This window comes from Marinifaba aquimaris, from assembly GCF_013328345.1.
In the GTDB taxonomy this organism is placed as follows: Bacteria; Pseudomonadota; Gammaproteobacteria; order Enterobacterales; family Alteromonadaceae; genus Marinifaba; species Marinifaba aquimaris.
Genome location: NZ_JABULX010000012.1, coordinates 41,643 through 66,345, shown reverse-complemented (window position 1 = coordinate 66,345; position 24,703 = coordinate 41,643). Strand labels below are relative to the sequence as shown.

The following is a 24,703-nucleotide window of genomic DNA, read 5'->3' as shown; positions in this document are numbered from 1 at the left end:
ACGGGTCTTTGTAGTAAGAAAATTACCATTATCAATATATACTTAGATAACCTGTATTAATCACTTTTCCGCTATGAAGTTTTGGTTTCTCGTCGTCTTTTTCTCGCTTCCTGTTCGTGCTTTTGAGGTTACTTTTATTGCTTCAGAATCTGAAAATAATGATTACTGGCAGAATGTATTGAGTATAGCTTTTGCTGCTGCGGAAGATTTAAATATTAACCTGAATGTTATTGAAGCCGACCATAAATATTCTCAAAAGTCAGTTATTGAGCAGATAATAAAGGGTAAATCAAAACCAGATTTATTGGTTTTTTACCCATACAAACAAGGTGCAAAATTTATTTTTAATGGTTTGGAGCAAGCAAAAATACCATTTGTAACACTTACTCGGTTATCCGAATTAGAAAAATCTCAATCAGAGCTAATACCAAAAAATTACAATTATTGGTTGGCGGAGCACTCTTATGATGAGCGTTATGGAGGCTATTTATTGGCTGATGAATTAATTCGGCAATACCATCAAAGTGAACAAAAAAAAACAATAAGATTTCTGTCTATTAGTGGTGACAGAACTGCCGACTCTGAACTAAGGCTATTAGGCATACACGACAGATTATCAAAACAAAGTGATGTTGAGTTTGTCCAAAATTTGGTGGTTAATTGGAGTGGAGCTGAAGCAAAAGAGAAGTTCATTGCACTATACAATAGACACGATTATATTAATCTGGTTTGGGCATCCTCTGACACGATGGCTTTGGGAGTAATCGAGGCAGCTAAAGAGCTTGGCTTGAAACCCAATAAAGATATTTTTATTGGCGGTTTTGATTGGACTAAAAATGGCTTATTGGCAATTAAAAATGGGCAGCTTGCCGCATCTGTCGGTGGTAATTATTTAAGTATGGGCTGGATGTTAGTGAGGGCTTATGATTACTACCAAAATGGTAACAAATTCGCCGAAGCTGCTATGCCATTTCAAGTGATTAATTCACATAACTTAGATATGTTAGAGCCAATCATTTTTAATTCAAGTTGGGAAAATATTAACTTCAAGCAGTTTAGTTTAACTCACCTAAAACAAACTAAATATGATTTTACTATTCGTCGGATCATAAAGCATCTGTCCTTGCAAAATCAGTTAACACAAGATGCTAATTTGCAAGCGACTAAGATTGAACAATAGCAGGTACGGATAATGCTTTCACTTAAAAAGTCTAAGGACAATAAGCATCAAATTATTGTTTTAGGCACAACACTATTAAGGCCAGAGACGTCATGCAGGCCATGATAGTCCTAATTTCGTTTGACTTATTCCAAGGAGCCTCGAATTCAATACGCGACGCCCTTAGTTCTTCTTCGCTGCTATGTGCCACATTTAATTTCTGTAATTTTTTATTCAGTGGTAGGTTTACGAGAATTGTAGGTGCTTGAATACCGCAAAAATATCCAGTTAAAGCGAACAGCATTATGTAAACATCTATACCCTCAAGCTTACCTAAGCTGCTGATAGCTAAAACAATTATAGACAATGCTGAACCAAGCCAGATTAAGATAAACAAAGGATGATTATTCTGAATGATCCTATCAGTAACTTGAAAAGCTTTGATGAAGCTCTTGTCATCCAGTTTTTTAAGGCCAGGCATTATCAATATTGCATAGCAAAAAAGGAGCCCTGCGATTAGCGAACACATCAATGTAGATAGCACTAATGCAATATCTGAAATCATTATTTAGTTATTCCTGAGACCAAATAATATGTTTAAAGGAGAACTTTAAACATATTGAAAAGCTATTTAAATAAAGTCAACCAGAGCAATTTAGATGGCTTATATTAAATTACTACGGTATATGCTAGAGCTACTATAAGTATTGTAAATTCAAGACCAGCTTAATATGAAAAATACAACAGATCAAAGAATTACTGCAGTGTTGATACAAGCAAGTTTGGGCTCGATATTGACCAACTGATAAATATTTCAACGTGACTAACGATAATGGAGGCACAAAAGAAACCACAAAAATCACTTACCAAATAAGCCTAAATGTTTCTTAGTGAAAATACCGATCGATTTGATATGTCATTATGAAGGTATATGCCTAATCAAAATTTTGTTTCGTTTCGATAGACTTATTTTTGTTGCATTTATCATTATTTTAACTTTGCTGAGTACTCATTAATAACTGGGCTAGTTTGATTATTGAGATATACCAATGATTTTTTTGAGAAAAACCATAAGCACCAACTGTTATTACCCTCATTTGAAAGATAATGACATTGAGTTAAATATTTAATATATATTTTTGTTAGAAGCGCCAAAGGTCAGAATGAGCGATTGACGCCATGTGTCTTGATGGCGCGACTTTATATTTTTTAAAGCTTCAGTATTGCAGCGCCCTTTATGGTTTACTCTGGCTAGTTACCTGAAACCTCTAAATGTTGGACCACGTCGATTCGAAAACCTGCCGGGTCTTGCAACATAAAATGTATTTGCCCCCATACTTCTTCTTTGAGTGGCATCGCCATTTTCAACTCCATTTTTTGTGCATCACTATAGGCGTGAGCGGCATCTTTAACTTCGAGCGATATCACATAGCCATCGGGAGACATTAACGGTTGAAGGAATTCCGGTTGGCTTGCATGCGCAGGCATTAAAAAGCCAAGTTGAACACCTGAACTGGGCGACACTAAATGCAAATAAAAATTGGCGTCATAAAATACCGCATTAAAACCAAATACTTCTTCATAGAAGGCTTTCACCTCTGCTAAATTTGCCGCTACCATCACAGGAAACATCGCGTCTATTTCAATCATATTTTTCACCTTTCATCCTTAATTAAAGGTGAAATATTATTAGCTACTTAGCAGGTTATAGATTGTATAAAACGGACATTTTTTTGAACTGGGCTGGGGTAACGCCAGATAAACGTTTAAATTCGCGTATAAAATGAGGTTGGTCGTAGTAGTGATCCAGATAGGCCTTGTTGTGTTGTGATGCATTCATCGCTTTAAGTACATGCTGAAATTTTAGCACTCTGGCAAAATCTTTAGGTACTAAGCCAATATGCTGTTTGGCAAGCCGCCTAAGCTGGCGCTCAGACACTCCAAATTCCGCGCTCTTGCTGTCGAATAGCTCAATAGTAGAGCTGCTGACACTTGCGTGACAATATCGAATATAACGCGCTAGGCGAGGGTCGACCTTGGCAAATTTGATAGAAGGAAGTAATGCCACCGATAAGCGATTGCAGCGCTGGTCAAAATACTTTGTGTGATTTATCACTTCAAATACCGAGTAAACGATATCTTTAGGGATTAATTCTTGTGCCTGTACACTGCCAATTTCGACCCATTCCCCCAGAGGCGCAGCGATCAAGCCTTTATGCCCTAGAATTCGAAAACGAATACCAAAAAAAGATGCGGGTCCATCAAGCTGAAATAACGTAGATGAAAGAAATGGAGGGATAAGAAAATTATCCTCGAAGCAATCTAGATTGATGATCCAATCAACACAGTTATCCGGCACACTGCGGTATTGAAATTGGCCTTTTGGTACTGTTAGTTGCCAATACGATTGCACCCACCGGTTTAACGGTGACAGGGGAACTGACGTTTGATAGTCGCAATCGCCAGCCACTTTTCCTTGAGTCGGGTTATAATCTAGCAACATAGAACAGCTTGTTATATGCCTTGTTCTCTAATGTATTTATGAGCTTGATTTAATATATCTTTTCCCATTGTTTTGGCAACTAAATCATCAAGCTCTCCTGCAGAAAACTCTGCCCAAGAAACTGCCTTTGAACCACTAGAATGAGCAAAACGACCATAAGCAACAGTAACAGTTTTTTCTTTATGAACCATTAATTCATAAAGCTCTTCCTCAGGCTTATCTAAAGACCACTTTTTAATAATTCCGTTTATCCAAGGCTCATACATTTAACTAGTCTCAATTAGGCATGTAACGCCCCGCTAAGGGGTAAATAGTTGGCTTGGCTATGATTTGGAACGCAGTGACAAAAGCCAAGCTTTATTTGTACCGCTTTAGTTGCTTGTTATAAGCCTTTCAACATCGGTAAGATAAAGATTCATACACGTTAAAACAAACTGATAAACACCTAGTTTACTCTGCTGTTCGTTGAAATGCGCAACCATATTTTCAAGTTGCTCAGTAGAATAATTTTTATATCTTTTTACCGCGTCTAGCTCTGATAAACCTTGCACAGTAATATTATCAATGACCAAAACATTAATACTGTGGTTTTCTGAATTCCAAATTATATCTATATCTTTGTTGCCAAAATTAATTGATGAAAAATGAACTTGGTAATTACGTAATAACCGTAACAAATGAAGAGCTGGATTTGGTAGCTTCCTAATTTTGAAATCATAACCATTCCTAATTAAAGCTTCTTCAATTCCAGCAAACTCAACTAATGAAGCTCTGAAATGTGCTCTAGCACTTATTTGCAAAGGTACATTTTGAGATTTTGGCTCTTCACTCATTTTAAAAAGCATATATTGGGCTGCGACTGCTTTTTCATAAACATCAGGGATTACTTTAAGCGCATCATTTGGTAGTTTCCAAAAAACACTTCCTTCTTCAATTACTGGAAATGTTGCAAAATCTAAATTTACCACCAAACCTCCAGAGACTTATAGACATAATGACTCCCCACAAGGTGTTAGCCTCCAATGTCGTGGGTTAGCAAAGCCAGAGCCATAATTAGTTTGATAAATAACTAAACTTGGAGGCTAACATGTCTAAAAATAGCATAATATTCATTGGCTTGGATACCCATAAAGCATTTAATGAAGCGGCTTATATTGAAGACCAAAGAGGTAGGCACGCGGTTCATTACGGGCGTATACCGAATAGCAAAGTGGCTATCAAAAAATTTGCAACGCAGATGCAATCTAAATACCCCAATGCCACATTACACTTTGTTTATGAGGCAGGTCCTTGTGGCTATTGGATATATCGTTTGCTGACATCACTTGGGCACTGTTGTTATGTGGTCGCTCCATCCCTTATCCCTAAGAAACCCGGTGAGCGCGTCAAAACGGACAGACGAGATGCATTAAAACTGGCTAAATTACTCAAATCAGAAGATTTAAGCCCTATCTATGTGCCAGAGCCAGAGGATGAAGCGGTGCGTGATTTATCACGTGCCCGTGAAACGGCCATGAAAGACCTAAAAGATGCGAAGTACCAACTCAAAGCCTTACTGCTGAGAAATGACATCAACTATGCAAGCACAGCAAACTGGTCACTCAAACACCTTAGGTGGTTAAAGGAAATAGTCTTACCGCACCCAGCACAACAGATTGCCTTACAAGAATATATTCAAACCATAGATGAACGAGCAAACGACTAAAGCGCCTAGACAACGAGCTTGAACATCAAGTCAGGCATTGGCGTTATTATCCCGTAGTTAAAGCCATTCAAGCGATGCGAGGGGTCAGGCTACTGGTCGCCACCGGTATTGTTGCAGAGCTGGGTGATTTAAACCGATTTGACCACCCTAGAAAACTAATGAGTTACCTTGGACTGGTGCCCAGCGAACATTCAAGTGGCGGGAAAAGACGATTGGGCGCTATCACTAAGTGTGGGAATCAGCGAGCAAGGCGATTGTTAATTGAAGGGGCACATAGCTATCGTTACGCAGCGAATATCTCAACGGAATTACAAAAACGGCAAGAAGGGTTACCCAAAACCGTAAGTGATATGGCTTGGCAGGCACAATTGCGATTATGTCGCCGATATCAACGGTTGATAAACAGAGGTAAACATTACAATGTCGTTGTGACAGCAATCGCAAGAGAGATGATTGCTTATATCTAGGCGATAACAAAAGAAGTGGTACTGGTGCCAGTTAATCCGAGCTTAAGGCTAGCTAGAGTGCCTGCATAACATGTTAAACCGTTTTGAGTTAATGCAAAGAATGAAGTCACGGCATTGGTATAAACACCGACGGCGTTGCCTACATGGATGTAGGTAAGGAGCGTGAGCAGGAGCGGAAGCTTTATGATAGCTATGGGGCTTAACCGTTTCATATACCTACGAGCATAAGACCTATAGGACATACGAGTGCCAGCGGAGGCAGGATGCCAAGAGCGGTGACTGAAGATAGATACCACGACGGAACAAGTAAGGCCAGCTCTGTTCACGAAAGTGAATAACCTACGAATACCAGCATGTAAACCGACGAAAGTACTGACTTCATTCTGCATTAACTCAATTTCATTGAGCAACAGAAAACGAATTATGGTTTGAAATAAGAGCAGGAAATATTGTGCGCTTATTGACAGGGGGAGTCATACCAACGCCCAAATAACGGGCTTAAAGAGCTTGGCTATACTTGTGAGCGCAGCGAACCAAGCCAAGCGTTTTTAGTCCGATTGATTTTCTTGTTAGCTATTTAATGCCAATGCCCATAAGGTATTTTTTCTGGATCATCTGGTAACAATCTCCATCCATCTTTTTTATCAACGTATCGACGTTTAAAATTATTCCTCCGTGCCCCGTTAGGAACTAGCCCTGATAATAAATCTAATACATCGTTAGCTTGTGACGAGTTTCTTCCATGGGCAGCAATTACAGTTTTTAAAACTGGTAGTAGCTTTTTGTATTTTTTATTAGCGTCTTGTTTATCATTAAACAGCTTATAAAGTTTTTTTGCTGCATCAACAGGAAAACCAAAGATTTTAGTTGCCGACATAATTAATTCCTTTTAATTGTTTAGACAGTTGAAAAAAAACGTATAAATTGGGTGTTAAAAAAATAGCTGTTAAGATGGATATAATGATTGTCTCTTCTTGGGAGTATCCTCCAGCAGAGAATTCATAAGCCAGAGTAGCTATGTTGGTCAAAATAAAAAGACAAGCAGTTATGTCCCAAAAATAGCGAATTTTAGTTAGGTAATAGCAACTATATTTATACGCATAGCTATATAACCCAAATAATAACACCGGAAGTAAAAGCAAATTTAAAACAGACAGTTCCATGGGGATTTGAGGTTGAGTAATATCTGGTTCCATGAGTGATTCGTAAACACTGTAGCTTGAAAACACCAAGACAAACCAAAACCATAACTTCCAAAACATCCTGTCTTTCATATATATCCCTATAAGTTTTTAGTGAATAGTAAAACGAACCTTCGAAAATAGCTAACGCCCGCATTTGCGGCTGGTTTGAAGCGTAGCGGAAAACCAGTCCTGCAACATGCGCTTGTTAGCTTTTGACAGCGTTACTTATCTCGCTGTCGATTAAATCCAGCAATCCCATTAGAAGCTTTATTTGTTGGTATAAAGCTACATATCCATTAATCAAATTTGATTTTAGAAACTTCACTTCACCCTCATGCTTCTCTAGCATTTCACTCACTAAATCGGTCATCTTCTTATTCCTGACCGCGCCCAAAATAGCGTCTGAGAAATCGAAAGAATGAACACCATCAACAAACGATAAGCAGTGTTTCTCCAATTCAGGAAATAGTCTTAAGTCCACATTTTTGATGAGATCAGAAACTTCAATGCTAAGTAGACTTAAACTAGAAAAATAGTACTTTACTGCGGGTTCATTATGGTTTTGAGTCATCAGCATTGATGGTTTATACAAATCCATCATGTCGTTCAACGTGAAATCAGGGTTGTATTCTTGCTTCCTTGATTTCAGAGGACTTGTAATCTGTATTGTCGCTAATTTGTATTTGCCTGCGAGTGGTCGGATTAGATTATAAAAACCATTTAATTTCGCAATTTCTCCCTCACGGTAGGTGCGCTCTTCCTTTAGAATTTCTTCATTTCGAGATGTTTCTCCTCTAACCCTCGAAAGAGCATTTAGAAACAAACCAATTAGCGTTATTCCCAATACAGATTCTGTAGCAGCTATCACCCGGCCTAAATCATTCGTTGGTAATATATCACCGTAACCTAGGGTTGTAATTGTTACAGCACTAAAGTACAAGCTCTCAATTAACGAAATTTTATTACCCGTTGTTTCTGGAAGAAAGAAAAAAACAAGGCCAAAGACTGGTATCAATGACAAATAGATAAGGCCATATACTTTTGGCTTCGAGTGAAACAGTAAATCTTGCATGATTCCTCTAATCTTAAGCTAACGTTGCCATAAGTGGCGTAAATGGTTTGGCTACAATTTGGCGACGAAGGAGCGTAAAGCCAAACTTTTTACGTCCGCGCTTGATGGCTATGTTAGCAGTTTTTACGGCCCCCAAATACTGCACCCTGGAAGCAAGCGCTTCAGCTCTTTGACTCCGTTCTCAGATATAGAGGTTTCAAATATATCTAGGTTCCGAAGCTTTTCAAATACCGCAAGGTGCTCTATAACAGCGTCAGTAAACTGGCCACCACGCAACCAAAGATGATCCAAATTTACAAAGCACGTTAAAAGCTGAATATCTTCATTTTTTAGTGTACTTCGACAAATATGTAAACCATCAATTTCTGTATATGAAGTAATTTTTTGTATATCTTCAAGATTAACATCATGCCTAAAGTATATACCCTCTACCTTAATATCGAATTCACTTGATTCGACAATGTCAGCTTTCTCATCCGGCGTTAAATCATCCCAATTATCGGGAAGAACCACTCCCCAATGTACGCCACCGCCTACTTTTTCTGAAAGCTTGATTAACTCTAACTCCTTAAAAGAAGCAGATTGAGTTAGTCGAAGATCATACTTCTCATCAAGTATTACTTCGCCTGTATCACACCGTGTCGTTCTACAGCTATAAGGATAAATTCGATTCATAACTTACTGCTAACGCCTCAAGAACCGGCGCCGTTTTCGGCGTCCGTGTTGGTTGACTTGTTAGATGATTTTTCCTCATCAGTTCTATTTTCCTTACCCAGTAGATACCCAGCTATGGTACCCAAAAGTCCTATTACTGGAGCTATTTGCTTGTCATCGTATCCAGCAACTACAAGGAAAGAAGCTACTGCTATGATCAATATAGTTCCAAAGAATTTCATAACCATTTCAGGGCTTCGACCAAGCTTTATCAAATATGTCGCTAGACAAAGGACAATTAAGAAAAAGACAAGGAGAACTGAGCTTATTGTCATAGCCTCGGTAGCAGACCACCAGTTAGAATCATCAGTAGCCTGAGGGATTTTAGATATAGCATCATAAGATTGATTTAAACTTGACTCATCTTTTTGAATGCTCGTATTAAGTTCTTCCAGTTGCTTGTCTATATCACTCATTTTCCTGCTCCTTAATTTTTTTCTCTAGGAGATAAATTTTTAGCTTCAATTTTTCAATAGTCTTTTTTTGTTGTTCTATTGTAGCCATATACAACGAAGCTGGAGTTGAAAACGTATTGTGATGATTTCCTGCCATTGGTGGAGTCGGGCTTGGTGAGTGATGCCCAGGAATTTGACAGTTATTACAGTTTTGAATGAGTGGGATTGAATCACCAAGGGTCTCCACAGTTTCTGAGGGAAATCCAAAATCCGATGCGTATATAGCTGTAGAAATTAAAAATAAAAAAGAAATTAGTGCTATTTTCATATGTATGCTCCTTTTTCAATTGACGACATCATCTAACGCCCGCCTAAGAGGCGGAAAATGCTTGGCTATAATTAGCGAAGAATGAGCGCCAGCCAAGCGTTTGACGTCATTTTTGATGCGCTTGTTATAAGCACTGCTTCACGTTGGCTTCCATATACTTAACAATCGAGGGGACGCTGTAACTTTTTAAATAGTTTGTTCCGCATTTACTAGTGCATTGGTATGTAATCAAAACTGCTGCGTCACCACCCGAATGAATAGTTTCGTGAAACCCGAGAATTACGGTTGCATCTAGCTCATTTACTTTTTCAAAGTTTGTTTTTGTAATGAATATTGGGTTTTCATTTAATCTGTACTCGACCATTATTGAAACAGGAATCCACTTTTTTTCGATGACTTTAGGGTAATTTAAACCAACATATTCATCGGTTGGGCGCTCTAAAGTAAAGCCAAGGCAAAATGCATTTTTTGGTGTTAATTCAACGTCTGGCGGGACCATAACCGCTAAAGATGCAAATGAGAAAAAGTAAAATATTATTAGAATATTATGCATTGTTCTCCCTGTGCTTATAACGCCTGCGTCAACTGCCGGAGGCTACTGGCGCCTTTTGTGCGGTTTTTGCACAAAAGGTGACAGTGGCCGGAGGTCAGATTGCACGCAATTGTTATAACCTTTTCCATAATGTGAAGTCACTGCCAATTGCGGAGACTAAATAATTACCACACCAAGAGAATCCATATGCTCTCAGATGCTCTGAATCTATTTTTGTACAGTAACTACCGTGACCTTCAATTAGTGCTGACTTATAATCCTTGCAGAAATACATATCATAGGTAGGCCAGTTAGGTGCTACTACTTCAATACTTTCACCATGCAGAGTAGTCATTGGTAGCCCTCCGCCTTGAAGTCCAGTTGTTAGAATTTCTTCAGATTCAATTGGGCCTATACCCCGACACTTAAGTTCGCGTTCATTAAACCATTCGCCGTATGACTCATCATCTCTAGCAACTTTTTCACCAGTGTTACAATCAAATACTCCTCGCCCTTGGCTGGAAATAATTAGCAGATATGGATTACTTTTTGAAAATCCTAAATCAGTTAAACCTCCCACTGCGGCAGAAGTAACCTTTTCCCACCCTTCAGGCGTATCTGCATCCTTGATTTTACCAAGGATATTTTCAAGTCTTTCTAAATTGGAATCTTTCTTCTTGAATATTGGCATGATCTACCTTGGGTTATAACGCCCGCCTAAGCGGCTAAATAAAGGTTGGTTAATCTTTTGCGAGGTACGAGCACAAACCAACCTTTATGTGTCCGATTACCTTGAGGCGTTTGTTATGTACCGCTACTTGTTAGAGTTAGCTCTTCTCTTTTTGGCCATTTTATTAACGTACTAAAATCAACTTTCCACATATCAAGTTCAAAAGGAACACCTTGAGTATTTAAGTAAAGAGCACCTGAAGCAGCTACTCCATCAGAATCCTTAAACCAACACTCAGCAGCATTATGCCCAAATTCATATTTTGGATTTTCTCGATTTGGGTACAGCTTTAAGCTACCCATTCCGCCGTCGGTCATTGGTTCAACCCAAATTTTACCTAATTCAACTTCAAGCCCTGCATTCTCTAGTAGGAAACTTAAAATAATAAGTTCATCAGACGTAGGTTTTCTCATAGGTACATAACGCCCTGTTAATAGGCAAATTTTGCTGGGTTAATTTTTGCCTGCGGAGCAGAATAGCAAAAAGCGATACAGTGAAATTTGTCCTTATTTAACAGCTTGTTATGTGTTTATTCACGCTATTTTACCCCACCACCCTTTAAAAGCGCGTTCAGGTAAAACAAACATAGTTATACTACCGCATTTATTACATTGCCAATACGAATTTGGCCCTGTTACGCCTTGATATTTAAACTCAAATTTTAAATATTCAGGGCGCTGGATGCCTTTATAGTTATCATTCTTAGTTAAACTTAATGCGTCGTCTATAGTTTTGATTGAGCTACAATGGTTGCAAGATACTAATTGTTCTAAGACATTACGGCCGACTAACCGATCACAATTTTTAAGCTTAAGGTACTCGCCTCTCGAAAAGTTATTTTCGATTTCATGCCGGAAAGTTTCAACGAACTCTTTAAAGTATTCATCATCTACTTCTAGGGACAACCAATTTTTTAGTGAATTTTCGATATTTTTCATCTTGCTAACTGACACATAACAGTTTATTAGAAGGAACGTTCCCGTTTTTTACAGAAACAACTTTCCCGTCTAATACATTAATAAATTTTTACATTCTCTGTACTCTACGTCACACCTGCTTTCTAGACAACCCCTAAAATTGCAGTGCACAAAAACGAGGCTGTTCCTGTTTCTTGCATTATACGGGAATTTTTACTTTACTGTTTTTGTATACAGTTGTTTTTTGAGGTTTTTATAACAAGTCATTTATCATTTATGCAGTTGATAACTGTGTGCCATGTGTCGAGTGGCCATAAACTGGTGGCATTGTTTTATATACATGACCTCAGCTATCAAAATAAAAGCCGGTTAGGAGCCTTGGTTTTGTTCAAACCCTATCTTTATTGTCTAGCTTCTTTTGGCCTGAAAATTTACTAATCATTATTGGCAATAAACTATCCACAGGTGAATCGTTTGCGCAGGTTTGAAGCGTATGGAATTCACATAATTGTATTCTAATGGCCAGCATAAACTTAAAAAGTACTGGTTACTTATACATATTAAGATAATTATCACGTGATCAGATTAAAATTGTTAATTAAATGACAAATTTTAAGTTTTTATCCAAAGTTACCCCCAGAGTTTGTGGATAACTGTGTGGAGTAGTTTGAATACCTTGTGATACAAGGCTTTTTTTGTTTAAAAATAGTACTTTTAGTTGTGCTGTGATTTGATAAATTTAAATAAAAACAAAGGGTTATGTGTTTTTGTGAGTTATTTAGATGTCTTTGGTTAAAAAATAAACCTTATCTGTGTTTTTGACTAAATAGTGATCGTTTAACTGGGTTTAAATTCAAATTTAAGTTAGATGTTTGATTAATTTTTGATAAAACCTGTAGTGTAGTTATCGTCTTATTCACTGCAGCAAATAATAACGCCTTAGCCAATAAAAAAGGCCGATATTGCATCGGCCTTTTGTTGTTTTAAATGATAGGTTTCACTATTTATCCAACCATTTTTAAGTTGGGGCTTTTTGCTTTACGCATTTGAGCATAACCACCTGCTGCAATAATTAATATCATAAAGAACAAAGCTTTATATAAGAAATAGTCATCTTTTACTGCTTGTTGTTGCTGGGTTTGTTTCTCTAATTTTTGTCCTGATACTTGTTCGGTTTGAGCATTTGAGCTGCTTGTTGATATCGCTGGTACGGGTTCAAGTGCAACGAGTTGCTCTGAAAGGGGTTGATAGCCAAAACCAACGAGCTTTTGATCCATGTATTCGTTAAACTTGTCATTATCTGTCGCTACGTCAAATTCAACGGCGAGCTCTGCATAAGTTTCTACTAACTTTTTGACGGTTGCTTCGTCAGTTTGCCAGTAGTCTTTACGCTCGGCTTCTAACATGCGTTCAATAATTTGCGCTAAGCTCTCTGCGTTATTGCTTTGAAAGAATTCACGCATATCCATTTGATATTTATCATCGACGTAAATTTCAAAAAACTCCTGCCATTGGTCATCGCGAATGGCTTCTGGTGTCATTACTTCCCAGCCCCAAAGGTTGTTTACTCTGTCTAAAATGGCGGTTGCACCGGCATAACCTGACGCTTGCATTGCTTGGATCCAGCGAGGGTGGAAATAACGCGAGCGCAATTCTTGGTTAACAAATTGCTCTAGAGTTTGGGTTTTGAGCTGATCTTTTTTACGTAAATTTGAGACGTACATTTCAGGTGTTGCACCATCTAAATTACGAACGGCTAAGCCTAAACCACCAAAGTACTGAAATGGGTCGTCGTTGGTCATCATGGCGTATAGATTGGTTGAACGAGAGAAAATCACGCCATCTGTCCCAGATAATACTTTGCTATACAACTGGGTATCGCCCATGTTTTCACTCCATCGGCTTTCATCTTTGCCAAATGCAAAACCCATGCGGCGCATATACAAATCAGCTAATTTGCTGTCATCATCCCAAGTGCCTGAGGCTAAACTCGCGCCTGCTAATCCAGTACCATAGTTACCGCTTTCATTTGAGAAAATGCGTACAGATGATAAATAATCGGCATCGTCCTCGGTTTTACCTTCAGCAATTAAACTTTCTTTTAGCGTCTGGGCATGACGATAAACAAAGTTGTTTTCCTCTTTCATTTTCGCCACTTTATCAATCGCTTCAGCAAGCCATAACATGACGTTAGGGAAGGCATCGCGATATAAACCTGTGGCTGAAATAACAACATCAATACGTGGGCGACCTAAGTCTTTATATTCAATGACTTCAGTACCTGTGACATTACCTTGTCGATTCCATTTTGGTTTTAAACCTAAAGCGTGGAGGATTTGCGCTTCTAACGCACCTTGGTGGCGCATGGTTTCAAGTGACCAAAGTGAAAATGCTAGTTTATCTGGGTAACGTCCGTGTTTGGCAACATAAGTATCTATGGTTTGTTCCATCAACTGAACACCTGCCTCATAAGCCTCTTTTGAAGGGACTTTGGCAGGATTAAAACCAATTAAATTTCGCCCGGTTGGTGCCGCATTGGGGTTGCGAATAGGATCGCCACCATGACTTACAGGAATGTACTTTCCATCAAGAGCTTTGAGTAAGTTTTCTATTTCACTGATTGCTTGGAAGTTGTCCCAATATTCTTGTGCTTGAGTTAAATCGGCTACTAGCTCTGGTGTTAAATCATTGAGTGTTTGGCCACTGATGTGTGCTTTTAGTAACTGATAGCCATCTAAACTGGCTAAATCAGCTACATCTAACTTTGTTAGTGTTGTGTTGGCTCTGTTTTTTTCATCGTTACTTGAGAGCATCAAACCGTTTTCTTGTTCATAAATAGCGGCACGTTCAACATATTCATCACCTAGCATTTGCAGTATAGTTGTATACAGATGTGCATCTTTTGGTAGTTCGCCAAAAGTGTGAATACCAAGCGGCTGACTCATGGCGGCCAGGCCGTTTAAGTGATCTTGCAGGGCAGGGACGTGTTGCTCGAAATTATCTTTAAGAGCTTCTTTTGAAAGTGATAGGTCTTTTAACATATCAAGCTCAGTTGCTAGCTTTATAACTTCTTTTTCAGTATTGGCTTTGGTTTGACCTGCTTCTAATACCATGTAGTTAGCGAGCTTTTCGTTTAATACGGCAATATCCGCATATAAGCCCGCTTTAGCAAAGCCAGGTGTTAGGTGACTGATCATCGTTGCACGACCTCGGCGTTTGGCCTGCATGGCTTCACCGACATTATCGATAATATAAGGGTAAAACACAGGTATATTACCTATGACTAAATTAGGGGCATCGTAAGCTGATAAGCCACGCTCTTTACCCGATAACCATTCTTGTGACCCGTGTGTGCCCATATGTACAAAAGCGTGTGCACCAAATTGTTCACGCGCGTATAGATATATGGCTAAATAGGAGTGATTCGCTGGTACGGTTTTGTCGTGATACAAGTCAGCGCTCTCTTGTGCATTGGTACCCCGTAACCCTTGAGGCATGATGATCATATTGCCTAAATCCATTCTTGGGATCACATAAGCATCAACTTGCTTACCATTAATATTTGCTTGGCGCAGCATGGCACTTTGTTGTGGGGTACCCCATTTTTCGATAATTGGCTTGCGCACATCTTCTGGTAACTGATTAAACCAATCGAGATATGTGCTAAGTGGTAAATAGTCAGCTAAGTTTTTGGCAATGAGGCTTTGTGCATCTTCATCGCGATAATATGGCCTGAGTAATAAACCAGCCGATTCAATTAGCCAATCGGTTGTTTGTCCCGATTCACCTTTTAATTCAATTTGATAGCCTTGCGCTTTTAATGCGGTGGCTATTTTTTCAATTGAGCTGGGGACATCTAAAAAAGCCGCACCTACGTTTTTTTCACCCGGTGGGTAGTTCCAAATAAAGGCCGCTATTTTTTTATCCGCTTTATTGAGATGCGCCAAGCGAGCGTGGTTGTATGCTCTTTCAACAAGTGCATCCATTTGATAGGGAATCGCTACTTTGTTACCGGCGTTTTCACCTTTTTTAGGTGTGGCTGCAATAATGGTTGGGTCGGTACTGCCCGTATCTTCTGGCATCACCAAGAAAAAAGGCGTTAAAGAAGGGGAAACACCTGAATTATCGGCTTTAAAGTCCGCTTCACTGCCTTCTGTGTAATTAAGTGCGTGAATAACGGGTACGCCTATTTGGCTAAACTCTTTGCGGCGTTTTTCCACATAGTGCAGGGCACGGTAGTTGATCATTAAATCAATACGCGCCATTTGATTATCGTCTAGTAATAGCTCAGGGTAGGTTAAGTCTTTGTCTTCACCTTCAAAGAAAAAACCAAAGGCCTTTGCTCCTTTTTGCTCTATGCCAGCTATGATGGCATCAACAATTTGTTGTTGTTCATAATCAACAATACTGCGATGCATGGCGATCGCTATTTTAGGCTGGTTTTCACTGGCGGCCAAAAATTGATAAAAAGCGGATTCGTCTTTAGTCACTTGTCCTTTAAAGTTCGGATGATACAAACCAATATTAGGTACGATAAAAGGGGCTGCTATTTCAATATCGGTTTTTTTTTCAATAAAGCGACTGTCGATGTAATGCATCATATTGGCATAATTTTGGCGACCCGCATTTTTGAAATAAGCACCTATTTGACGATGAAGCTCTGCTTCAAGGCCTTTATTAAGTGCTGGGTTATTTAAGTCACCCAGTGAAATAACGGGCACATCTGGCATTTGATTAGGCCAAGCCGAATATTTAGCAAACATAAATTTAGACAGGGCCGGGTTGATGCCATCTAACATCACTAAACTTGATTTGGCCCATAAGGACTTTAACTCATCGTCTGAAGATTTTGAGGTGGTTGTTATTTTGAGTACAAAATTTTTATCACGTGCCAATTCTGCCAGTAAATCGCTTTTGGCTTTTGCAGCATGAGATGAGCCAATTAATAAAACTTGTGGCTTGTTTATTGGTGTTGATTCAACGGTTTCGAGTTTTTGTGCTAGGGCGCTAAAACATAAAACGATGAGTGAACACACTGTGAGTATCTGTTTCATTTTTCTTATTCTGCTACGTAAATAATCGAACCATCCGCCATCTCATAAGCGGTACCTGCTTTTTTTCCCGTTCCGCTACCGGTTTGTCCTTCACTCTTAAAGGTTTCAATTTTGTCACCCTTTTTGACGATAATTTCCATATTGTCTTTACCTTCGTTTTTGATAACGGTCACATCTTCACTCATAAAAGGGTTGAGTGGGTTTTGTGCAATCGCAATTAACAGAGCAGCAATTAACACTAAAAAAACATCGACTAAGTTAACCGCTGATAATGCGGGGTTCATTGATTCATCTTCATCAAGCAACCGCATTGTTTTGTCCTTTGCTATTTTGGCTAAGTGTTTCATTTGCGGCGTGTGTAACCATCACTGGGCTAACATTAAGTAAGGGAGTGAGTGATACTAACTCTTCTGCTAACCAACGTTTTTTAACTGAGGCTATCCAAAACGTTATTGAGGCTATTACAAGGCCAAAAATGACGGCAGAAAAAGCAACAATAAGGTTTTCACTGATACCCTGAATATTGCCATCTGCTAAACCTTTGAGCGCTGGACCCATAGGAACCATAGTGGCAATTAACCCCAACATGGGAGCTAAACGGCTGACATTTCTTACCCCTTCAATATCGGCAAGTGCAGCGACATCGAGTTGATCTTTTGAGATATTTGGGTGTTGGTTAGCCAGTTGTGCAAGGGGGAAACCGGCTAGTTTGAGTTCGGGTTGTGCACCGAGTTTACTCACAATCAACTTATAGAAGTTACTTTTTGATTGTCTGCGCTGAGCAATCTGCATTAAAAAGCAACCAGATGCATAAAGTGAATAAATGAATAAAACGGAAATTAATATAAGTACCGGTGCCATAAAAAAATCTGACAACTGGTACATGAGGACTTCGATTTCGCGAACCATAATAAAAACTCTGTAATGTATATAAACGGGTGATAAGGCGATAAACGCATTAAGTCGACATGGCAAACATCCGATGTCGACTTAATCAATGCAACTTACCTGTCGCGTCATCCTTGAGTGTTCAGCATGAGATTAATTCATCTCGTGTTGCCTCAACTATTGAGCGCTCTGCTCAATTATCGGCTCGGCTTCAAACGCGGTTTCACCTTCATATTGGTTGGCGATACTTAATGTGATCGTACCCATTGAACGGCCAGCCGTTTCAATCGCTACAGCACGGAACTTAGAGAAAATACCGTCAGAATTTACAATGAAGTAATGCTCGGTAGCTGGCGTTAGAATATGTGTCATAAAGTCATAGTGATAAAAACCATCAAGGATGTGCTCTGATACATCAGCAGCAAACATATCGCTATCAGCAGGAATACTGTTATGAGTAACGGCTAAATAATCATCCAGTTCAGATGCAGCAGATGCACTCGTGAATTGATCAGCGATAGCTTTACCTTCGGCATCAAAAAAGTCGGCATTATTGTTGGTGTGATAAATACTGGCCGATGAATTTAACAACACAGACGTTCTTTCAAAAGCAACTTCCCAAGCATCATCTGCTGATACCGTTTTCATGGTATCTAAATCAAAATAAACGCGATTAGGTGCTTGTGTTGAACCTGTTGAGTAAGGGCCGTAAATATCACCAGTATCTAAATCGGTTACCGCTTCGATAGTATCTTCATTTGTTGTTGCAATTTGGCCTGCGCGGAAATTGTAATGACCTGACGTGCCTTCATTGTTGTAGTAACTAGTGATTTGAAGACGGTAATAATTACCTTGATTTTTAACTATGTACACACCGTATTCAGACCACAACAAATGACCGCCGGCTAAACCATATTGATACCAATCGTTGGTAAAAGCGGTACTGACAGCGAGCTCCTGATATTCATCTTCTTTAAAACCATAATAAGGAAGGGCAGCTTGGTCGATGCCAGCATAATGATTGTCGAAATCTTGTAAGGCTGTTGCATCACTGGCAATGTGCGCATCAAAAGTACCACCCGTTTTACTTTCATTACACGGGTAGTTGATATCCCAATCACTGGTACTATCGACGACGGCTTTTGCTCCTAAATCAACATAGACCGCCTCATCACTAGCACACACGCTGGCTAAATCCACAACGAGTACATCATTGTCGGTTTGAGTTTCTGTCTCAGTTTGTGTTTCAGTTTCAGTCTCAGTTTGTGTTTCAGTCTCTGTACTCGTTTCCGTTTCGGTCTCTGTTTCAGTTTGCGTATCTGTCTCTGTTGCAGTTGGGGTTTTATCACGGTTAGAGCCATTATTACTTCCACCTCCACCACATGCTGTTAAACCCAAAGTTAATGCGAGTAGGGCTGTTAACGTTAATTGTTTATTCATCTTTTACTCCTCTAATACGGTTAATAATTAAAATTTGTAGCTGGCGCCAAGACTGAAACGACGACTCGACACTTCTCTTGCATCGAATAATTGTTCTTGGTCAGCGACTGGGGATGAGTGTTCATCAAAAATATTTTCGATACCGAAACGCCAAGATAGGTTGTCGGTTATGCCATGGGTGAAACTAAAGTTTACGGTCACCCATTCGTTGTCGATGCTTTGTGTGAAACTGTTGCTGTATGATTCATTAGCCTGATAGACAAGGTATAAAAGTGCATCGATATCTTGGTTTAGATTGCTATAGCCTAAATTCGCTTTAACTTGATGGTAAGGTCTTTCTTCAAGGCGTTGGCCGTTTTCATCTCTGGCATCTAAATAACTGTAATTAAGTTGTCCATACCAGTTATCGAATCTCAATTCGGTACTGACATCTACGCCTTGTAGTGTGGCCTCACTGATATTTTCGTAGGTCGATATTTCTAAACCTTCTTCAGCTGACTTTTCTGCATCAATGACGGTTTCAATGAAATTTTCGGTTTGGGTATAGTGCAGATTTATCTCTGCGGATAATTCAGCAGAGGATAGCCAGCTGGATTGTTCAAAAACCAGTGTTTCATAGCTCAAAGTACTGTTAAAACTTAATGATTCCTCTGGTTTTAAATCTTCATTACCGTATACCTTGTAACCTAAGTTTGAATGATCGAAAACGTAGAAGCGTTCTTTTAAGTTTGGTACGCGATAACCTTGCCCCAAACCTGTTCGCCATTGGACACGGTTTTCCTTATTGCCCAAATTCATCATGCCTGAAATACGAATTGCGCTGTGCTCGCCAAAATCAGAATCATGTTGAGCTCGAAGACCCGCTAAGATTTGGTAATCTTTATCAATCCAATTAGATTGCAGGTAAGCTTCAACGCTTTGTCTTGATTCATCATCAATTTCAACTGAACCTGAGCTTGGTTTTATTTGATTTAATGTATCAACATGAGCAACGCCACCGGCGACGACTTCCAGTGAACTTCCTGACCAAACATGCTGTCCATCTAGTTCAATCAGCTCTATTTCGGTATCACGCAGACTATTTGATTGACCACTTGTTTCTTCATGGTTGATGTAACGACCATTTAACTGCCAGCTTGTTTGAGCTGTTTTGTGCTGTGCCTTATCAAAAATGGCACTTGCTAGGTTGATATCAAATTGATGTTGTTCAACTTCTGACAAATAACTGATGTATTTATCTTGGCCGGGTATTTGACTCGTTGCTCTAGATTTATCTTCTTCTAAGTATTGGTAGGCTAGTGTCAGAGTTAATGGCTCAAACTCTTTACTAGATGAAAAATTAACAAAGCTTTTTTCATTGCCACCTGCATCTTGATTAACTGTCGTTTTGTCATAATCAAAACCTGGGTTATCTATATATAAGATATTGAGGCTGTTAGCCCATTCACCTGTAATGATGCTTGTGCTTAACTTTGCAGTATGACCGTATTCATCGCCACTAATTGCATTGTCATCAAAGTGAGCAAGCTCGTAACTGATCTTGGCACTGTTTTCATCTGGTGTTTTCGTAATAATATTGATCACACCACCCATAGCAGAGCTACCGTACATCACAGAAGCGGCTCCTCGCACTACTTCTATCTGCACTATGTCATTAGTACTAATTTGGTCGAGATCGGTTGATGAACCTGTAGGGGATACAACGGGGCGACTGTTTACTAGCACTAAAACATGGTCGCCGTCGAAACCTTGCATTTGGATGTTGTAACCATCTTTAACACTGCGAGTCACTACTACGCCTTGAATATAGTTTAACGCCTGCGCTAAGGTGCCTGTGGTTAAAACATCAATGGTCTTAGCGTCAATTACCTGAACTGAAACCGGAGAATCTGATAAAAGCTTGGGTGTACGCGTACCAGAAACAACGATATGTTCTGTGTGTTGATACTCTTCTTGTGCATCCTTTTGAGTATCTGAATCTGCATCCGTTGCAGCTAAAACGATAGGGCTAGCTAATGCTAAAGCAATTGCCTGAGAGATCGTATTTAAAAGCCGCATATTTAATACCGTTGCAAAAGTTAAGGTAAATGATAATGATTTGCGTGCGCATTATATGGTTGCTTTTATTTTTTGCAAGTGATAATTATTCGCATTTAGTGGGTGTGGTTTGACCAGTTGTTACAAAGGAGTAAGTAGTGTTTTTGTAATTTTTTGTAAAAGCTTGGACTAAAGTCTAATGTAGTTAGCGTTAAGATCTGTTATTAATGGTAAGATTTACAATAAATTAAGTGATAAATACTGAATGTAACTTATGCTGTTATTTGTTACTTTTAGTTTTACTATTCATTTGCGATATCGAATTTAAGTGCTTAGCATGCTTTGTGCTTTTTTGATTTGTTTTTTTTATGATGAGTTGCATGTTTAAGTTTTTCTTTTTTGTTCTTTCTTTATTTGCTATCAGTCATGCTAGCTTGGCTAACGATGCCGTTTCTGAACAAGCTCGTTATTCTAACGTTTCTTTGATTAAATCCTTCCAGCAGTTAAAGAATGATTATCAAACGCTTGATGAGTTTAAACTCGAAAAGTGGCTGGAGATTTATGAATCACGCCGTAAAGAACAACCGCTGACCAATCTACATTTATATAGCCTTTTTGAAATTATTACTTACCATGCGCAGCAGCAAAACCGCTTTGATTTCGATTTTTGGGTAAAGAAACTAGAAAAGTACCAAGACAAAGCTTCGAGTGATAGCCAAGTGGCTTTGCGGTTTTATGTTCAATTAGCCCAATTTAAGTATTTGTATTTTGGTAATAATGATCAAAAAGCACTGGCATTGGCCAGTACGATCATTGAACCTTATCAATACCAATTTCAATATGTAGATGAAACTAAACTAGCAAGCCAGTCATTAGTGATTTCTGCGGTTGAATACGGCGAGCTCATTAACAGCGCCGGTTATTCGTACTTTATCACCGATGAATATACTAAAGCTCAAGTATTGTTTGCTAAAGCGCGTACCATTTTTGATAGTGCTGGCAACTTAAAAGGCAAGGCAAAAGCCCTGAATAATTTATCTTTAATTGCTTGGGCACAAAATGATTACGATGCCGCGCTTTCTTTTTTAGCTAAATCAATCGAACAATCAGAAAAATTAGGCGACCATAAAGAATACCTAAGAGGTTTAACCAATCAAGGTCTCTATTTTAAAGAGAAAAAAGCCTACAACTTAGCGTTAAATTCCTTCACTAAATCGTTAGCTAACCCTGCAATTGATAACTTCTTGCGTATCAAGTCGAATACCTTGATTGGTCTCGCCGATACGTATATTGAGCTGAATCAATCGGGTAAGGCTGAGCTTGCTATTAATGAGGGCTTGTCCATAGCACGTTTTCTACAAGATGAAAGCCTGATAATGAGTGCTATTGGTACTCAAGGTAACTTGAGACATATTCAAAAACGTTACAGTGAGTCCATTCAATTACAATCTCAGGCACTTGTTTATTACGAAGCGCAAAACATGAGACGACCGCAGGCGCTGTATCATGAATGGCTGAGCCAAAGTTACGACAAAATGGGGGAGTTCGATAAAGCGCTTGAACATTTTAAACAATATCATCAAATCAACATCGAACTTAAACAAGAAGCACAAAGCTATTCCGTCAATAAGCTAAAGGCTGAATACGAGGCGGATGAGCAGTCGAAAAAAATTGAGTTACTCAAAGCTGAAAATCAGATCAAAGAAACCAAACTTACCTCTGAACAAACAAAGCAATACTTCATTATGTTTGTTGCTTTCTCGGCGACGGCTTTTGCACTTTTACTTTTCTCTAGACGATACAGCTTAAAAGAGCAAAAGCGCCTTATTCAGCACAATGAAGAAATTGCCTCTAGAGAGCAGCAGTTAGATTTGCTTTCTCTTGCGTTTAAAAATACCTCTGATGCGGTTTGGATCACTGATGGTGATTTTAATATACAAGTTGTCAATAAATCGTATTGTCTACTTAATAAAACACGTGAAGAAAATGTCATCGGTAAAAAAGTTAAATTTGCCGAAGTAGAAGGCCAAGATGGAGAGCTGGCCAATCGAATCAAGGCCAGTGCAGATCGCGATATGCGCTGGCGTGGTGAGCTTTATGATCAGTCTAAATCGGGGCGTATATACCCGTTAGAATTAGAAGTAGAAGCGATATTTGATGATACCGATGAAATTTCACATTACTTAGGTGTGTTTCGTGATATCAGTGAGCAGAGAAGAGCACAGGAAGAGTTACTTAAGTTATCGACACATGATGATTTAACTAAATTACCGAATGCCCAGCTATTTCGTGAAATTACTGAGCGTGCATGTGTCAATTATCGCTCAGATAAACAAGCCCCTGTTGTCATTGCTTTTGACATAGACGACTTCAAGAAAATCAATGAAGCATTTAGCCATGACCTTGGCGATAAAGTTATTCAACACGTTGCCGTTACTTTGGCAAGCTGCCTTAAAGAACGCGATGTAATTGCGCATGTATCTGGTGGTGAGTTCCACATTTTGCTTGAATTAAGTGAACCAGAGTTCGGTGCGGCAGTTGTTGCAAATCGAATTATTAATTTATTCGAGCAGGCCATTGAGATTGAAGGTAACTTGCTTAATCTTTCAGTCAGTATGGGTATTTCGATTTTCTCCTCTGAGTCAGGTATTAATGCGACAGAGTTAATTCGTCAGGCTGCTTTAGCGTTATTTGATGTGAAAAGTTCAGGGCTTAACAACTTTAGTTTCTATGAAAAAGTGATGAATGACGAAGTTGAATCAGAACTTGCAACTGAACAAGCCTTGTTACGCGGCATCGAAAATAATGAATTTATTTTCTACTACCAACCTGTTGTTAATGTAGTTCACAATACCATTGCTGGTGCTGAAGCACTTATTCGTTGGTTACCGGCTGACGGTAATATGATTTTTCCAGACCGATTTATCCCATTGGCCGAAAAGTCAGGGATGATTGAAAAAATTGATATTTTAGTTATTGATCAAGTCTTTAAGCAAATTGCTACTTGGCAAGGTGAGGGTATTAATTTCGGTCCTGTATCGATTAACTTATCTGCGAAAATGTTTGCTCAGCCAGAGCGATTAATCCAAATTTTATCGGACAAATTAACTGAATATCAAATAGCACCTTCTCGTGTGAAACTTGAGATCACCGAAAGCATGTTATTGACTGATCTCGATGCGGCAATCAAGACAATGAATCTGATCAAGTCGCTAGGCTTTACCTTAGTGCTAGATGATTTTGGTACTGGCTTTGCGTCGTTAAATTACTTGAAGCAATTCCCGATTGATATTCTGAAAATTGATCGCAGTTTTATCATGGAAATGCACGAATCGACGACAGATCAGCAAATTGTAAAAACCATTATTGAACTGGCCCATATTCTGAATTTATCTGTTGTAGCAGAAGGGGTAGAAATTGCGGAACATAAGGCACAATTGGGCGTTATGCGCTGTGAAGAGTACCAAGGTTACTTCTTTAGTAAACCGGTACCTGTGCCAGACTTTGTTAAGTTACTAAACCGCCAATAAATTCCAATCTCTACTCATTGTAATTTGTGACTTGTTTCTCTTTGAAAA

General features: G+C 39.0%; 22 protein-coding genes and 1 pseudogene. 3 read left to right on the top strand and 20 right to left on the bottom strand.

Annotated elements, in window-relative coordinates:
- Positions 1-73: 73 nt before the first annotated feature.
- Positions 74-1,180 carry an ABC transporter substrate-binding protein gene (locus HR060_RS09545; protein ID WP_174200077.1) on the top strand — a complete coding sequence of 369 codons (1,107 nt, stop codon included), beginning with the start codon at positions 74-76 and terminating at the stop codon, positions 1,178-1,180.
- Positions 1,181-1,232: 52 nt separating this feature from the next.
- Here HR060_RS09545 and HR060_RS09540 read toward each other — a convergent pair whose 3' ends face one another.
- The 5 genes from HR060_RS09540 to HR060_RS09520 all read right to left on the bottom strand — a co-directional run bounded on the left by HR060_RS09540 (position 1,233) and on the right by HR060_RS09520 (position 4,630).
- Entirely contained in the window at positions 1,233-1,724 is a 492-nt protein-coding gene (locus tag HR060_RS09540; protein ID WP_174200076.1) for an anthrone oxygenase family protein, read from the bottom strand.
- A 686-nt stretch (positions 1,725-2,410) separates the two neighbouring features.
- Positions 2,411-2,809: a VOC family protein gene (locus HR060_RS09535; protein ID WP_174200075.1), complete on the bottom strand. Its 399-nt coding sequence runs from the start codon at positions 2,807-2,809 to the stop codon at positions 2,411-2,413.
- Between the two features lie 55 nt (positions 2,810-2,864).
- Positions 2,865-3,662: a helix-turn-helix domain-containing protein gene (locus tag HR060_RS09530; protein WP_174200074.1), complete on the bottom strand. Its 798-nt coding sequence runs from the start codon at positions 3,660-3,662 to the stop codon at positions 2,865-2,867.
- Positions 3,663-3,673: 11 nt separating this feature from the next.
- Positions 3,674-3,928 (bottom strand): hypothetical protein, encoded by a 255-nt coding sequence (locus tag HR060_RS09525; RefSeq protein WP_174200073.1) that lies wholly within the window; start codon positions 3,926-3,928, stop codon positions 3,674-3,676.
- Between the two features lie 105 nt (positions 3,929-4,033).
- Entirely contained in the window at positions 4,034-4,630 is a 597-nt protein-coding gene (locus tag HR060_RS09520) for a hypothetical protein (protein ID WP_174200072.1), read from the bottom strand.
- 119 nt (positions 4,631-4,749) lie between these two features.
- Here HR060_RS09520 and HR060_RS09515 point away from each other — a divergent pair.
- Positions 4,750-5,903 (top strand): annotated as a pseudogene (locus HR060_RS09515) (IS110 family RNA-guided transposase).
- 508 nt (positions 5,904-6,411) lie between these two features.
- On the opposite strand, the gene HR060_RS09510 reads toward HR060_RS09515, so the two are convergent.
- The 15 genes from HR060_RS09510 to HR060_RS09440 all read right to left on the bottom strand — a co-directional run bounded on the left by HR060_RS09510 (position 6,412) and on the right by HR060_RS09440 (position 21,146).
- A complete protein-coding gene (locus HR060_RS09510) occupies positions 6,412-6,711 on the bottom strand; it encodes a hypothetical protein (protein ID WP_174200071.1) in 300 nt (99 codons plus the stop codon).
- Positions 6,698-7,030 carry a hypothetical protein gene (locus tag HR060_RS09505; protein ID WP_174200070.1) on the bottom strand — a complete coding sequence of 111 codons (333 nt, stop codon included), beginning with the start codon at positions 7,028-7,030 and terminating at the stop codon, positions 6,698-6,700. Before HR060_RS09505 ends, HR060_RS09510 begins: the two co-directional genes overlap by 14 nt.
- Before the next feature lie 193 nt (positions 7,031-7,223).
- The gene (locus tag HR060_RS09500) at positions 7,224-8,090 is read right to left on the bottom strand and encodes a potassium channel family protein (protein ID WP_174200069.1); all 867 of its coding nucleotides are present in this window, start codon (positions 8,088-8,090) and stop codon (positions 7,224-7,226) included.
- Positions 8,091-8,213: 123 nt separating this feature from the next.
- Entirely contained in the window at positions 8,214-8,765 is a 552-nt protein-coding gene (locus tag HR060_RS09495) for a hypothetical protein (RefSeq protein WP_174200068.1), read from the bottom strand.
- 17 nt (positions 8,766-8,782) lie between these two features.
- Entirely contained in the window at positions 8,783-9,220 is a 438-nt protein-coding gene (locus tag HR060_RS09490; RefSeq protein ID WP_174200067.1) for an MFS transporter, read from the bottom strand.
- Positions 9,213-9,527 carry a hypothetical protein gene (locus HR060_RS09485; RefSeq protein WP_174200066.1) on the bottom strand — a complete coding sequence of 105 codons (315 nt, stop codon included), beginning with the start codon at positions 9,525-9,527 and terminating at the stop codon, positions 9,213-9,215. The genes HR060_RS09490 and HR060_RS09485 overlap by 8 nt, the downstream gene beginning before the upstream one ends.
- A 124-nt stretch (positions 9,528-9,651) precedes the next feature.
- Entirely contained in the window at positions 9,652-10,080 is a 429-nt protein-coding gene (locus tag HR060_RS09480; RefSeq protein WP_174200065.1) for a hypothetical protein, read from the bottom strand.
- Between the two features lie 112 nt (positions 10,081-10,192).
- On the bottom strand, positions 10,193-10,750 hold the full coding sequence (locus HR060_RS09475) for a hypothetical protein (protein WP_174200064.1): 558 nt from the start codon (positions 10,748-10,750) through the stop codon (positions 10,193-10,195).
- Positions 10,751-10,863: 113 nt separating this feature from the next.
- Positions 10,864-11,202, bottom strand: a complete 339-nt coding sequence (locus tag HR060_RS09470) for a DUF6984 family protein (protein ID WP_174200063.1) — start codon at positions 11,200-11,202, stop codon at positions 10,864-10,866.
- Between the two features lie 120 nt (positions 11,203-11,322).
- Positions 11,323-11,727, bottom strand: a complete 405-nt coding sequence (locus tag HR060_RS09465) for a hypothetical protein (protein WP_174200062.1) — start codon at positions 11,725-11,727, stop codon at positions 11,323-11,325.
- 983 nt (positions 11,728-12,710) lie between these two features.
- Positions 12,711-16,760 (bottom strand): cobaltochelatase subunit CobN, encoded by a 4,050-nt coding sequence (gene cobN, locus HR060_RS09460; protein WP_174200061.1) that lies wholly within the window; start codon positions 16,758-16,760, stop codon positions 12,711-12,713.
- Positions 16,761-16,765: 5 nt separating this feature from the next.
- Positions 16,766-17,071, bottom strand: a complete 306-nt coding sequence (locus tag HR060_RS09455) for a DUF2149 domain-containing protein (RefSeq protein WP_174200060.1) — start codon at positions 17,069-17,071, stop codon at positions 16,766-16,768.
- Positions 17,058-17,621, bottom strand: a complete 564-nt coding sequence (locus HR060_RS09450) for a MotA/TolQ/ExbB proton channel family protein (RefSeq protein ID WP_246283134.1) — start codon at positions 17,619-17,621, stop codon at positions 17,058-17,060. The genes HR060_RS09455 and HR060_RS09450 overlap by 14 nt, the downstream gene beginning before the upstream one ends.
- Positions 17,622-17,825: 204 nt before the next feature.
- Complete coding sequence (locus HR060_RS09445; RefSeq protein WP_174200058.1) at positions 17,826-19,088, bottom strand: HmuY family protein; 1,263 nt, start codon at positions 19,086-19,088, stop codon at positions 17,826-17,828.
- A 27-nt stretch (positions 19,089-19,115) separates the two neighbouring features.
- A complete protein-coding gene (locus HR060_RS09440) occupies positions 19,116-21,146 on the bottom strand; it encodes a TonB-dependent receptor plug domain-containing protein (protein ID WP_174200057.1) in 2,031 nt (676 codons plus the stop codon).
- Between the two features lie 359 nt (positions 21,147-21,505).
- Here HR060_RS09440 and HR060_RS09435 point away from each other — a divergent pair, with 359 nt between their 5' ends.
- Positions 21,506-24,655 carry an EAL domain-containing protein gene (locus HR060_RS09435; RefSeq protein WP_174200056.1) on the top strand — a complete coding sequence of 1,050 codons (3,150 nt, stop codon included), beginning with the start codon at positions 21,506-21,508 and terminating at the stop codon, positions 24,653-24,655.
- The last annotated feature ends 48 nt before the right edge of the window (positions 24,656-24,703 follow it).

Bases quoted from the DNA above. Each gene is read 5' to 3' on its own strand.
- HR060_RS09535 (WP_174200075.1), bottom strand. From the start codon at position 2,809: ATGATTGAAATAGACGCGATGTTTCCTGTGATGGTAGCGGCAAATTTA.
- HR060_RS09490 (WP_174200067.1), bottom strand. From the start codon at position 9,220: ATGAGTGATATAGACAAGCAACTGGAAGAACTTAATACGAGCATTCAA.
- HR060_RS09475 (WP_174200064.1), bottom strand. From the start codon at position 10,750: ATGCCAATATTCAAGAAGAAAGATTCCAATTTAGAAAGACTTGAAAAT.
- HR060_RS09540 (WP_174200076.1), bottom strand. From the start codon at position 1,724: ATGATTTCAGATATTGCATTAGTGCTATCTACATTGATGTGTTCGCTA.
- cobN (WP_174200061.1), bottom strand. From the start codon at position 16,760: ATGAAACAGATACTCACAGTGTGTTCACTCATCGTTTTATGTTTTAGC.
- HR060_RS09510 (WP_174200071.1), bottom strand. From the start codon at position 6,711: ATGTCGGCAACTAAAATCTTTGGTTTTCCTGTTGATGCAGCAAAAAAA.
- HR060_RS09445 (WP_174200058.1), bottom strand. From the start codon at position 19,088: ATGAATAAACAATTAACGTTAACAGCCCTACTCGCATTAACTTTGGGT.
- HR060_RS09470 (WP_174200063.1), bottom strand. From the start codon at position 11,202: ATGAGAAAACCTACGTCTGATGAACTTATTATTTTAAGTTTCCTACTA.
- HR060_RS09485 (WP_174200066.1), bottom strand. From the start codon at position 9,527: ATGAAAATAGCACTAATTTCTTTTTTATTTTTAATTTCTACAGCTATA.
- HR060_RS09525 (WP_174200073.1), bottom strand. From the start codon at position 3,928: ATGTATGAGCCTTGGATAAACGGAATTATTAAAAAGTGGTCTTTAGAT.
- HR060_RS09480 (WP_174200065.1), bottom strand. From the start codon at position 10,080: ATGCATAATATTCTAATAATATTTTACTTTTTCTCATTTGCATCTTTA.
- HR060_RS09505 (WP_174200070.1), bottom strand. From the start codon at position 7,030: ATGGAACCAGATATTACTCAACCTCAAATCCCCATGGAACTGTCTGTT.
- HR060_RS09440 (WP_174200057.1), bottom strand. From the start codon at position 21,146: ATGCGGCTTTTAAATACGATCTCTCAGGCAATTGCTTTAGCATTAGCT.
- HR060_RS09545 (WP_174200077.1), top strand. From the start codon at position 74: ATGAAGTTTTGGTTTCTCGTCGTCTTTTTCTCGCTTCCTGTTCGTGCT.
- HR060_RS09465 (WP_174200062.1), bottom strand. From the start codon at position 11,727: ATGAAAAATATCGAAAATTCACTAAAAAATTGGTTGTCCCTAGAAGTA.
- HR060_RS09500 (WP_174200069.1), bottom strand. From the start codon at position 8,090: ATGCAAGATTTACTGTTTCACTCGAAGCCAAAAGTATATGGCCTTATC.
- HR060_RS09450 (WP_246283134.1), bottom strand. From the start codon at position 17,621: ATGGCACCGGTACTTATATTAATTTCCGTTTTATTCATTTATTCACTT.
- HR060_RS09495 (WP_174200068.1), bottom strand. From the start codon at position 8,765: ATGAATCGAATTTATCCTTATAGCTGTAGAACGACACGGTGTGATACA.
- HR060_RS09455 (WP_174200060.1), bottom strand. From the start codon at position 17,071: ATGCGGTTGCTTGATGAAGATGAATCAATGAACCCCGCATTATCAGCG.
- HR060_RS09530 (WP_174200074.1), bottom strand. From the start codon at position 3,662: ATGTTGCTAGATTATAACCCGACTCAAGGAAAAGTGGCTGGCGATTGC.
- HR060_RS09435 (WP_174200056.1), top strand. From the start codon at position 21,506: ATGTTTAAGTTTTTCTTTTTTGTTCTTTCTTTATTTGCTATCAGTCAT.